We start from the raw sequence: 11662 nt of genomic DNA on the forward strand, positions 1-11662 counted from the left end.
CAATCTCACTCATCTGAGGGAGCGCCATGTTTAAACCTCGCCTGATAACCACCGCGCCAGACTGGCAGGATGCCGATGGTATTAAGCTTTATCACATCGCAGCCGAAGGCTGTGACGTGCTTCCAGAAGAGTCCCTCATAGCATTGAATAGCCTGAAGCAGCAGCGCAATCTCGACTGGTCAGCCACGCCCGCCTTCTGCATCTTTCACGCAGGGCGAGGTATGGATTATGTGGTGCTCTGTCACTGGGGAAATGATAACGAGCTGTTCCCGGCCGTATCAGTGCGCTTTCGAGACGCAGAGCCTCAGGAGTGGCAACAAGACCCAGGTTATTCATTCTGTCTTTGGGATATGGAAGTGATGTGGGCTGAGCGCAATTTTTATATTGCGAGTCTTTACTCAGCAACCGTTGCAGGCCAGCCATCCGGGCTTGAAGCCTATCGTCGCCTTCGACTAATCAAAGACAATGCATAATTCCTTTCTCCTCACCTTATGAGACAGCCGCATGCAAATTCGTGAAGCCAGCCGCGAGGATTTCCACCAATTCTGGCCGGTATTCCGGCAAGTGATCGAGGCACAGGAAACTTACGCCTATCCTGCAGACCTGAGCGAAGATCAAGCTTTTCATCTTTGGTGTGAACTGCCACAAAAAACCTATGTGGCAGAAGAGGATGGCCAGATTCTTGGCAGCTACTACCTCAAGGCTAACGCCATGGGGCCGGGAGATCATGTCTGTAATTGCGGGTATATGGTAGCGCCCTCTGCGCGTGGTAAAGGCATTGCCCAGCTGATGTGCGAGCATTCTCAGCTCATCGCCAAAGAGATCGGCTTTTATGCCATGCAGTTCAATTCGGTCGTTTCCACCAACACCACTGCCGTTGCATTATGGCAGCGCCTTGGTTTTGACATTATCGGCACGATTCCCGAAGCCTACCGCCACCCAGCCCATGGCCGGGTCGACACCTTTGTCATGTACAAAAAGCTTTGAAGCCAAAAACACCAAGAATGGTGTAAGAAAAGCCGGCCTACCTGGGCAAAGTCACCAACGAGGCTCTATATTTACTGAACGCACACACCCGTGCGAACCATAAAAAAACCCCGCCTAGGCGGGGTTTTTCTCATCTAAAGCGAATGCCTTAAGCGGCGATACGCTCAGACAGCATTTTCTCAAGCTTGGTCTGGTCAACCGCGAAGGCACGGATACCTTCCGCCAGTTTCTCAGTGGCCATTGCATCTTCATTCAGCATCCAGCGGAAAGCAGATTCATTCAAACGCTCAGGCTTGGCTTCAGTAGCCGCTTTTGCGGTGAGGCGTACTTTCAGCTCGCCTTCAGCATTCTGCAGCTCTTCCAGCAGGTTCGGACTGATAGTCAGGCGGTCGCAACCAGCCAGCGCAACAATTTCACCCATGTTACGGAAGCTTGCACCCATAACAACGGTGTCGTAGCCATGGGACTTGTAGTAATCGTAGATATCGCTGACGGAGACAACGCCAGGCTCTTCCTCAGGGCTGTAGTCAGTACCTGGATTCTGCTTTTTGAACCAGTCCAGAATGCGGCCAACAAAGGGAGAGATCAGATAGACGCCGGCTTCGGCACACGCACGTGCCTGAGCAAAGCTGAACAGCAGCGTCAGGTTACATTTAATGCCTTCTTTCTCCAGAACTTCTGCGGCGCAGATACCTTCCCACGTGGAGGCAACCTTGATCAGAACGCGGTCACGGCTGACGCCGTTATCTTCGTACATTTTGATCAGCTTACGGGCTTTGGCCAGCGTAGCTTCTTTATCGAAGGACAGACGCGCATCCACTTCAGTGGAAACACGACCTGGAATGTACTTCAGGATTTCCATACCCAGTGAAACGACCAGCTTGTCAGCAGTGTTTTCCAAGACCACGTCATCAGCACCGCCCTGACCTTTGGCCCAGGAAACCGCATCACTGATCAGGGATTCCGCCAGCGGCTGGCCCATAGCTTTCAGAACCAGCGATGGGTTAGTGGTTGCATCGACAGGCTTGAACTGCTGGATCGCAGCCAGATCACCGGTATCAGCGACAACAGTGGTAACTTTGCTTAATTGTTGCAGAAGACTAGTCATATTCCCTCACGTAGATGATGGCGCAGGCAGGCGCCTGCCAGACAGTAGAGAGGCCAGGCCTCTATATAACTCATGAGATGTATATGGCGTTGCATAGGTTTTTATAAACCTTAAGAAACAGATCAACGCCCGCTTTCAGGCGATGCAACTCACCGGGGCAAAATTATGCCCAACTCCTGTGCAAATGGCACGAAATTACCGAGAAAAAGCCAATAATTCATCAGGATAATACTTTTTGGCACTGGTAGTGGGCGCAAACAGAAGTGGTATTTTTTTGTCTGAGAGGCGCAAAGAAAAAACCCGCCTGGGAGGCGGGTTTTTGGCAGAAAGCCACATCGTTCATGAGAGGAGCCAGTCAGTCAGGTCAAGTGACGCTATCAGCAAGCACGAGACCGATAGTCTATAGCAATCAATGTGCGAGGTATTGATTGGTCATTAACGATAAAATGACCCAACTCGGCAGCCTGATAATCCAATTCGTTTAACGTAGCGTTTATGATCGATGTCGCTTTGAAGAAATGCTGTCAACATCAGGTTTTTCCGGAATTCCTGATCTCTTGGCATTAGCCCCTTCTTGGGAGTCGGGACTAGAAATTTTGGCGAATTACAATCTCTTTGTCAATTTTCGCACCTGCAACAGAAGCGCCGACTTGTCTCAATTTGCTACCACAATGACGACGCAGAAAAGTTTCTTTGACAGGCACCCTGCTGATAGGTTTCATTCGAAACCTTTATTAATGCAAACGAAATAAATAACTTCTACACTGGCTTTAAAACTGAGAGCCAAATCCCTGTTAGCTCTTGTCAAAATTCTGTAGGGACGATCAGGCATTTTTGATTACACTGGCGCCGCATAAAGGTATGCCAGCGCTATCAACCGGAGAGGACGTTATGACACTGTCGGCAAGACAGAAGAAAATTCTGGATTGGCTCCAGCAGGAGGGAGGTACCCTGTCCAGCAATACTCTGACCGATGCTTTTGGCGTATCTGCGCAGACGATTCGTAAAGACCTGAACGAATTAAGTGATCAGGGTCTGGTCAAGCGTGTACACGGTGGGATCACCCTCCCCCGCAACAATCGCAATCTGTCTTTCAGCAATCGTCAGGTGCTGAATTTGGGTGCCAAACAGGCCATTGCCCAGCGCCTGGTCAGCAATCTTCCGGAAGGCTCAAGTCTTTTTCTTGGCATAGGTACGACGCCTCAGCAAATTGCACAGGCACTGCTGGATCATCCTGGGCTGATTGTTGTCACCAATAACCTCAATGTCGCTCTGACCCTCTGCCAAAATCCGAATATAGAAACCCTGCTGGCCGGTGGCCGGGTACGCCCTGCAGACCAGGATATTATGGGCGAGGATACCACCCGTTTTTTCAGACGTTTTCGTATTAACTACGGCGTATTTGGCGTCGGTGGTATCGGCCACGACGGCACGCTGGTCGACTTTTCACCAGAAGAGTCACACCTGACGCATTCCATCATGGAAAACAGCGAGCACCGTATTCTCGTCGCCGATGCCAGCAAATATCTGCGCAATGCGCCGGTCATCAGTAGCCACCTGCGTGATGTCGATGAATTCTATACCGACCTTTTACCCGAAGGGCTCGCAAGCCTGTGCCGCGAGTTAAAGTTGCCTGTGCAGGAGTGCGCCAGCGTGGAGGCTTAAAGCACCGCTGGCACTGCTTTAAGAGGAGAAATTTAAAGAGGCAGGCCGGGAAGGTTCTTCACTTCGCGCAAAGCAAAGTTGGAGTGCACCTGTGCGACTCCATCCAGCGTAAACAGGCGCGTATTCAGAAAGGTATCGTATGAAGCGATGTCCGGTACCACCACCCGTAACTGATAATCCGCTGACCCTGTAACGGCGTAGCATTGAACCACTTCTGGCCAACCTGATACGGCGGCTTCGAAGGTCTGGCCAATATCGACGCCATGACGTGTCAAGGAAACGGTTACCAGAACGCAAAGCCCCTGATCCATTTTTACCGGATCAAGCAGCGCAGTATATCCCCGGATCACCCCGGCATCTTCCAGTGCCTTCACCCGGCGCCAGCATGCCGCAGCGGAAAGCCCGACCCGATCCGCCAGCAGCTGATTCTTGATGCGACCATCACGCTGTAACTCCTGCAAAATCGCACGATCTGTCGAGTCAAATGGGGTCTGAGTCATGGCCGCGTACTTACCTCTGGTCTACCGCTGAAAGCTTCTTTCATACGATGAGTTATTCGCGCAAGAATCTATCGTTTTGCAACGTTGAAATCCAATACAACAGCAGGTTTTATTTCAGCCAAGGGGTTACACTATGTGCTCGTTCGGCAAGTACTATGCCTGATCTGGTCCTGGTGCTAACTGATACGTTACCACTGTCTCACTACTGAAGAGTTCCATCATGTTTGAACATCTGCGTGCCACTCCTCCCGATCCCATCCTGTCATTAATGGGTCTGTACCGTGACGATCCACGTGCCGAAAAAGTCGATCTGGGCGTGGGTGTTTATAAGGACGAGGCAGGTAACACACCGGTCATGAATGCTGTCACTGCGGCAGAAGAAAAAATGCTCAAAGAGCAGACCACCAAAACCTACATCGGCATGGCCGGCTCTGCGCTTTTCAATACCCGCATTGCCGAGCTACTGCTAGGTGAAAGTCATAAGCTGATCAGCGAGAAGCGCCTGACTGTTGCTCAGACCCCAGGGGGTTGCGGTGCGCTGCGTATGGTGGCGGAGTTTCTGGCGAGCTGCACTCCTGACAGCACCATTTGGGTCAGTGACCCGACCTGGGGCAACCACATTCCGCTGCTGAGTTCGGCCGGTTTCGAGCTTCAGACCTACCGCTACTTCAACCCGGAGACTCATGGCGTTGATTTTGAGGCGATGCTGACATCTCTGGAAGCGGCCAAGAAAGGCGACATCGTGTTGCTTCACGGCTGCTGCCATAACCCAAGTGGGGCCGATCTTTCCCGCCAGCAATGGGAGCAGATCACCGATCTGGTTATCAGCAAAGGTCTGCTGCCCTTTATCGATATTGCCTATCAAGGTCTGGGTGATGGCCTGGATGACGATGCCTACGGCGTTCGCTATATGGCTGAGCGCGTTAGCGAAATGGTCATTGCCGGCTCTTGCTCTAAGAACTTCGGCCTGTACCGTGAGCGCGTTGGTTACCTGATGATTGTTTCTGCCACCGCTGAGCAAACCGCCAACACCACCAGCCAGATGATGACAACGATTCGTCAGCATTACTCCATGCCGCCCTCGCACGGAGCCGCCATCGTAGAGACCATTCTTAGCGATGCGACACTAAAGCAGCAGTGGCTGACCGAGCTGGATGCCATGAATGCCCGTATCCATGAGCTGCGTGGCGCACTGGCCAGCCGCCTGGCAGAGCTGGGTGCTGGTGATTTCTCGTTCATCACGCGTCAAAAAGGCATGTTCTCTTTCCTTGGCATCAATAAAGAGCAGATTCATCGCCTGCGTGAAGAGTTTGGTATTTACATGATCGACTCCAGTCGCGTGAATATCGCTGGCATGTCGAGCAAAAATATTGATTACGTCGCGCGTTCGATTGCAGCTGTATTGAAATAAGCATCGGCCCTGGCTCAGACGAACTGAGTCAATACGGCCATCGCTTATAGACCGGAGCCTATCTGCTTGATAGCCTCCGGTTTTTTATGCCTTAAAACTTGCTCATATACCGGGTTTCACGCATAAAGAGACATACCTGATTTTGTTAAGGCGCCAGCACTTGCATGAAAGTATTTGCATGAAAAAACGCCCACCACTGCTCCAACGCAGGCGCTTTTGCCCCGGCGCAGCGGAAGCAGGAAATCGTCGATGGCGCCAGCTGGGCCTGACTCTGCTTGAGCTGGTTATCACGGTGGCGATTGTGTCGATCCTTGCCGGTATCGCGATGCTGCAATACAAGAATTATCGCGAACAGGCAGATATTGATCAGGCAACTCAGGACTTGCGTCTGCTCTCCCTGCAAATTGTCTCCTACTCTTTTGATAACAATGGCAACTTCCCTGCCAGCCTCAGTGACATCAATCAACAGAACTATCTCGACCCTTGGGGCAATCCCTACGCGTATCTGAATATTCAAACAACGACAAATAGGGGCAAAGTCAGAAAGGATCATAATCTGGTGCCTATTAATTCTGATTTTGATCTTTACTCCACCGGGCCCGATGGTCAGTCGAGTAGCCCGCTCACCGCTTCCGCCAGTCAGGACGACATCATTCGCGCTAACAATGGCCAGTTTTATGGCCCCGCTGATGAGTATTAGCGATGGCTTTCAGACTGAATACGCTTAATAGCCGACTGGCCCGGCGCGTACTGCTGCTGTTTGTCGCCGCTATTATTCTGCCGGTCTCAGGTATCGGCTGGCTGTCCTACATGCAGGTGCGGTATGTGGTTCATGATGAACGCCTGTCCGCACTCGAGTCGTTGAGCAAGTCTGCCGGGCTTGATCTCTTTGACCGGCTGACGGATGCACGCGACAGTCTGATTCAGGATGCCAAGCTGCATGAAGCGGCCATTCAGGGGTTACAAAATCTGCAGCGCTCCAATATCCGCGAGATGTTTTCCAGTACCGCATTATTTAATCAGAATGGTCAGGTCACCCTACTCTACGGCAAGCCGCTCAATACCGAAAAAATTCGTGCCCGGCTGGCCTCTCACAAAACGCAGCTCTGGTTAGAGCGCAATCTGGATAACGAACCACTGCAGCTTTTTATCGCCACTCCGGTGACGATTCAGCAGCAAGCAATGATGGTGGTCGGCAAACTCGAAAAAGACTATCTGCTACCGATGATTGAGCTGCCTAATCACACGCGCATTTGTGTACTGGACTCAAAGCGAACGCCGATTCTCTGTCCTATTAGCGGACTGGTGAAGGCAACGCAGGAAGCCAAGTCACAGCTCAAGATGCAGACCGAGCGCACCTTCGAGTGGCAGCACAATAATTTCCCGCAACTGGCCAGTTACTGGGATCTGTTCCTTGAGCATGAATTCAACAGTCCACCCTGGACGATCATTGCCAATCAGCCCAGCAAAGATGCGCTGAGTACACTGGCAAACTTCACACTCTACTTCGTGACAGTGCTGGTGCTGGTGCTGTTGGTAGTATCACTGTTGTGCATCAAGTTTATCCGACGCTACCTTGACCCGGTGAAAGCACTCACCCAGGGTACTGAGCGCATTGCCAGTGGCGAATTTGATGTGCGCCTGGATATTCGCACGCGTGATGAGTTCGGGGATCTGGCCAACTCCTTCAATCATATGAGCAGTCAGCTACTGGATCAGGCTACGCTCAACCAACTTCGCTCTAAACTTTCTACGCTGGTATTGAATGCAGAGCCGGTCCACCACTTGGTATCGGCGCTACTGAAAGGGCTGAATCAGCTTGGGCACTATCCCTATCTGTACCTGATTTGCTGCCTGGACAATCGCTTTTACTGGTTTCACGAAGGTCAGGTACATCACGAGCCAATGGACAACATGGAAGAGGTGCTTCCCTTCCTCTCACACCGCGCAGAGTTGGCGACAGAGCAGTTTTCCCTTCTGGAAAATCATGCGGCACACTTTCCTGAGTTCCCCCTCAGTATCAGTCTGCTTGGCTCTCATGACCGCCCGCTTGGCATCATGCTCTTCAGTACGGCGAAACTGGGCCAGAGTATGGCCAGCGAGGTCATGAGCCATGCTGCACTCTCCCTCTCGGCACTCGCCCGTGAACAACAGTTGATGCGCCAAGCCCATTACGATGCACTTACCGGCTTGCTCAACCGTCGTTCGCTGGAGGAAAGTGTCCAGTCACACATTGAGTACAACCAACCTTTAGCCCTGCTGTTTATTGACATCGACCGCTTTAAACAGGTCAACGATGTGCATGGCCATGGCATCGGCGATGCGCTCCTGAAAGCCATTACAGAGCGATTGACGTCGCAGCTACCTTCTTCCGCCACACTGGCCCGGTATGGCGGTGATGAGTTTCTTCTGGTATTGCCGGGACGCAGCGCACTGGAATGGGAGACGATTGCCCGCAATCTCATGAATGCCCTGAAACCAGAATTTGTCCTTCAGGGTCGGCATCTCTTTATCAGCGCAAGCATCGGTTGTGCCCAGTACCCAACGCACGGCGAACGCTACGAGACACTGCTTCGCCATGCGGATCTGGCCATGTATGCCGCAAAAATGGATGGTCGCAATACCTACTGCGGTTATAACGACCAGCTGAGCCATGAAATCGAACGACGCTCGATGCTCGAATATCTACTACGCACCGCAGAGGAAAATGGCTTCTTTCACTTGTTTTATCAGCCAAAAGTAGATGCAAACAGCGGCAAGCTCATTGGCTTTGAAGCCCTGATGCGTTGCAGGCATCCGACAGAAGGGATGATTTCCCCGGTGGAGCTGATTCCGGTTGCCGAAGAAACCGGGCTGATCATTCCCCTCGGTATGCTGATCATGAGGCAGGCTCTGGAGCAGTTCAGCGCCTGGCAGGCCCTTGATGGCGGGTCCGCTAATGACTCCGTGCGTTTGGCGATCAACGTTTCAGCGCTACAGATACTGGAGCCTGACTTTATCGAGGAATGTACTCAGCTGCTTGAGCAGTATCAGATTGCTCCGGAACTCATCGAGTTTGAGCTGACAGAAAGCCTCTTTCTGGAAGAACCTGAACTGGCCCAGGAAAAGCTGTCCGAACTACGCCGCCTTGGCATCACCATTGCGATCGATGACTTTGGTACGGGTTACTCATCGCTATCGTACTTCAGCCAGCTGCCTGTCGATGCGTTGAAAATCGACCGCAGCTTTGTCATCGCCTTAGGTCAAAATCATCAGCAGGATGAACTGGTCCGCACCATCGTCCATCTGGCGCATACGTTTAATCTGAAGGTCATCGCCGAGGGGGTTGAGGAGCTTAGCGAGCTAAAGACACTGCAAGGCTATGGTTGCGATATTATTCAGGGCTACTACTTCAGCAAACCACTGGAAAGTGATGCCGCCACAGCCCTGATTGCAAGCCGCAAGATTTTTACCACCTCCTGATCTGCCTAGTATAGAAATAGACCTTCACAGTCCTTGCGTGGGCAAGCTGCACTGCCACTGCTATGATAGGCGCTTTGTTTATGCCAAGGATTTGCAGCCATGCCCGCCGAGACTCGCGCCTCGCTTCGACAACTTTTTCGGAACCGAGCACTTCGGACCAGCGCCCTACTTCTTCCTCTGGCGTTAGCCAGCTGTGCCAGCACCAGCAATCCTTCGGCACCGAACACGGATCTGCCCTCACCTCCTGAAGCCACAGATACCAGCGAACCTGCACCTCAGCCAGCTAAACCGGCAGCACCGGTCACCAAAGCAGGAACCCCCTGGCAAATGCCGGCTAATTTCTCAGGCACACTTCCCTGTGCGGACTGCGAAGGCATCGAGGTCAACCTCAGCCTTTTGGCAAGCCATTCTTATGTGAAGAAAACCACCTACCTTGGTCTCACGCCCGTCGTAAAAACCGAAATCGGCTCCTGGCAGTTTGATCACTACCGGCTGCATCTGAGTTCAGCAGGCGATCATACGGCCTACGCCATGAGTAGCGATCACAGTATTGAAATGCTGGATAAAGACGGTAACCCCATCGAAAGCGCTCTGAATTACCGTTTACTGCTGAATGACAGTAATAGCGGCTCACCCATCGTGCCGATGCAGGGGGTTTTCTCCTATCGCAATGACGTCGCCATTTTTAAAGAGTGCAGCAGTGGCCGCACCTGGCCGGTCAGCGCGACTCAATCTTCACTTAATCTGCAAAAAGCGTTGTTGGGGTCAGACAACACACCTCACACCAATGCTCTGGTAGACATTGATGCCCATCTTGCTGTGACCTCCAAGAACAAGGAGCGCGTTGAAGTGGATCATCTGAAAAAACTGCAGCTGGATCAGGATTGCCCCTGAGCCCTCAGGTTTAATTAAGGTGCAGCCAAAAAAAAGACCTCTCATCGAGAGGTCTTTTTTGTTTGCATCATATAGACAGCGTCGCTCAGAGACTGGGCAACAAGGCTAAGGGCATCAGTCCATTGTAGTGGGCAGACTGGATCAGACGCTGGGCCTTCTCGATATCCGGTGCGAAATAGCGGTCCTTGTCATAGAAGGTGACTTCCTCACGCAGTGCTGCATGCGCTTCCTGCAACGGTTTTGACGGTTTGTGAGGAGCGCGGAAATCGACCCCCTGACATGCTGCCAGTAACTCAACCGCAAGAATGCCAGCCGTATTGTCGGACATATCACGCAGGCGTCGCGCCGCAAACGTTGCCATGGAAACGTGGTCTTCCTGATTGGCAGAGGTTGGCAGACTATCGATGGATGCAGGATGCGCCAGGGTCTTGTTCTCGGAGGCCAGGGCGGCACCAGTCACCTGAGCGATCATAAAACCTGAGTTGACGCCACCGTTGTTGACCAGGAATGGAGGCAGCTTGGACAGATGAGTGTCAATCAGCAGCGCCATACGACGCTCAGACAGCGAACCGATCTCGGCAATGGCCAGTGCCAGATTATCCGCAGCCATGGCAACCGGCTCTGCATGGAAATTACCGCCACTGATGATGTCATTATCTTCTGCGAAAACCAGCGGGTTATCAGAAACAGAATTGGCCTCTACCAGCAGAACCTCTGCAGCCTGACGGATCTGCTGCAAACAGGCACCCATAACCTGAGGCTGACAGCGCAGAGAATAAGGGTCCTGCACTTTTTCGCAGTTCTCATGGGAATTGCCGATCTCAGAATGATCCTGCAGCAAATGACGATACGCCGCTGCTGCATCAATCTGGGTCTGATGACCACGGACCTGATGAATACGGGCATCAAAGGGGCTACGTGAACCCAGTGCAGCCTCAACGGACATGGCACCGGCAACGGTTGCTGCCGCGTACAAATCTTCTGAATAGAACAGGCCCTGAAGCGCAAAAGCGGTAGAGGCCTGTGTCCCGTTGAGCAGGGCCAGACCTTCTTTCGGTGCCAGCGTGATCGGCTCAAGTCCCGCAATTTTAAGGCCTTCAGCACCCGACAGGCGCTCACCTTTGTACAGCACCTCACCTTCACCCAAGAGTACGGTACTCATGTGTGCCAGAGGCGCAAGATCACCCGACGCACCAACGGAGCCTTTCTCAGGAATGCAGGGATAGACCTCTGCATTCACCAGCGCCATCAGTGCCTGAATCACGCTCAGACGAATACCGGAGAAACCACGTGCCAGCGAGTTGATCTTCAGTACCATCAACAGGCGTACTGTTTCAGGCTGCATAAACTGGCCGACACCCGCCGCGTGGGAAAGCACGATGCTACGTTGCAGCAGGTCCAGATCTTCCGGAGAAATACGCGTATTGGCGAGCAGGCCAAAACCGGTATTGATGCCATAGACCACACGATTTTCTGCGATAACGCGGGCTACTGCCGCAGCACTTTGCTCAATCGCGGTATGGCAGGAAGGGTCCAGCTCCAGCTTGACAGCCTCACGGCTGATGCGGCGAAGGTCGGCCAGCGTGATGGCACCAGGGGTTAATTTCAGTGTGAACACGTTTTACTACTCCACAA

10 protein-coding genes are annotated in these 11662 nt (G+C 52.5%); 7 read left to right on the forward strand and 3 right to left on the reverse strand.

Annotated elements, in window-relative coordinates; translation table 11 throughout:
* Positions 1–26 precede the first annotated feature (26 nt).
* Both ACKC9G_RS02255 and ACKC9G_RS02260 read left to right on the forward strand, forming a co-directional pair.
* Complete coding sequence (locus ACKC9G_RS02255) at positions 27–473, forward strand: hypothetical protein (protein WP_411403314.1); 447 nt, start codon at positions 27–29, stop codon at positions 471–473.
* Positions 474–504: 31 nt separating this feature from the next.
* Entirely contained in the window at positions 505–987 is a 483-nt protein-coding gene (locus ACKC9G_RS02260) for an N-acetyltransferase family protein (protein WP_411403315.1), read from the forward strand.
* Positions 988–1135: 148 nt separating this feature from the next.
* Here the strand turns inward: ACKC9G_RS02260 and tal are convergent, their stop codons facing one another.
* Positions 1136–2095, reverse strand: a complete 960-nt coding sequence (tal, locus tag ACKC9G_RS02265) for a transaldolase (protein WP_411403316.1) — start codon at positions 2093–2095, stop codon at positions 1136–1138.
* Positions 2096–2986: 891 nt separating this feature from the next.
* On the opposite strand from tal, the gene ACKC9G_RS02270 reads away from it, so the two are divergent.
* The gene (locus tag ACKC9G_RS02270; RefSeq protein ID WP_411403317.1) at positions 2987–3760 is read left to right on the forward strand and encodes a DeoR/GlpR family DNA-binding transcription regulator; all 774 of its coding nucleotides are present in this window, start codon (positions 2987–2989) and stop codon (positions 3758–3760) included.
* A 32-nt stretch (positions 3761–3792) separates the two neighbouring features.
* Here the strand turns inward: ACKC9G_RS02270 and ACKC9G_RS02275 are convergent, their stop codons facing one another.
* Positions 3793–4260 carry an Lrp/AsnC family transcriptional regulator gene (locus ACKC9G_RS02275; protein ID WP_411403318.1) on the reverse strand — a complete coding sequence of 156 codons (468 nt, stop codon included), beginning with the start codon at positions 4258–4260 and terminating at the stop codon, positions 3793–3795.
* A 220-nt stretch (positions 4261–4480) separates the two neighbouring features.
* Between ACKC9G_RS02275 and ACKC9G_RS02280 the strand changes: the two genes are divergently transcribed.
* From ACKC9G_RS02280 to ACKC9G_RS02295, 4 genes are all read left to right on the forward strand, one after another.
* The gene (locus ACKC9G_RS02280) at positions 4481–5671 is read left to right on the forward strand and encodes an aromatic amino acid transaminase (RefSeq protein WP_411403319.1); all 1191 of its coding nucleotides are present in this window, start codon (positions 4481–4483) and stop codon (positions 5669–5671) included.
* A 178-nt stretch (positions 5672–5849) separates the two neighbouring features.
* Positions 5850–6371 carry a type II secretion system protein gene (locus tag ACKC9G_RS02285; protein WP_411403320.1) on the forward strand — a complete coding sequence of 174 codons (522 nt, stop codon included), beginning with the start codon at positions 5850–5852 and terminating at the stop codon, positions 6369–6371.
* 2 nt (positions 6372–6373) lie between these two features.
* The gene (locus ACKC9G_RS02290) at positions 6374–9133 is read left to right on the forward strand and encodes an EAL domain-containing protein (protein WP_411403321.1); all 2760 of its coding nucleotides are present in this window, start codon (positions 6374–6376) and stop codon (positions 9131–9133) included.
* 99 nt (positions 9134–9232) lie between these two features.
* Positions 9233–10027, forward strand: a complete 795-nt coding sequence (locus tag ACKC9G_RS02295) for a copper resistance protein NlpE N-terminal domain-containing protein (protein WP_411403322.1) — start codon at positions 9233–9235, stop codon at positions 10025–10027.
* 85 nt (positions 10028–10112) lie between these two features.
* Here ACKC9G_RS02295 and hutH read toward each other — a convergent pair whose 3' ends face one another.
* Entirely contained in the window at positions 10113–11645 is a 1533-nt protein-coding gene (gene hutH, locus ACKC9G_RS02300; protein WP_411403323.1) for a histidine ammonia-lyase, read from the reverse strand.
* Positions 11646–11662 lie beyond the last annotated feature (17 nt).

It is taken from the genome of Pokkaliibacter sp. CJK22405 (assembly GCF_046614695.1).
Classification (GTDB): domain Bacteria; phylum Pseudomonadota; class Gammaproteobacteria; order Pseudomonadales; family Balneatricaceae; genus Pokkaliibacter.

Coding starts and splice junctions, on each gene's coding strand:
- tal (WP_411403316.1), bottom strand. CDS start 2,095: ATGACTAGTCTTCTGCAACAATTAAGCAAAGTTACCACTGTTGTCGCT.
- ACKC9G_RS02290 (WP_411403321.1), top strand. CDS start 6,374: ATGGCTTTCAGACTGAATACGCTTAATAGCCGACTGGCCCGGCGCGTA.
- ACKC9G_RS02280 (WP_411403319.1), top strand. CDS start 4,481: ATGTTTGAACATCTGCGTGCCACTCCTCCCGATCCCATCCTGTCATTA.
- ACKC9G_RS02255 (WP_411403314.1), top strand. CDS start 27: ATGTTTAAACCTCGCCTGATAACCACCGCGCCAGACTGGCAGGATGCC.
- ACKC9G_RS02270 (WP_411403317.1), top strand. CDS start 2,987: ATGACACTGTCGGCAAGACAGAAGAAAATTCTGGATTGGCTCCAGCAG.
- ACKC9G_RS02285 (WP_411403320.1), top strand. CDS start 5,850: ATGAAAAAACGCCCACCACTGCTCCAACGCAGGCGCTTTTGCCCCGGC.
- ACKC9G_RS02275 (WP_411403318.1), bottom strand. CDS start 4,260: ATGACTCAGACCCCATTTGACTCGACAGATCGTGCGATTTTGCAGGAG.
- ACKC9G_RS02260 (WP_411403315.1), top strand. CDS start 505: ATGCAAATTCGTGAAGCCAGCCGCGAGGATTTCCACCAATTCTGGCCG.
- ACKC9G_RS02295 (WP_411403322.1), top strand. CDS start 9,233: ATGCCCGCCGAGACTCGCGCCTCGCTTCGACAACTTTTTCGGAACCGA.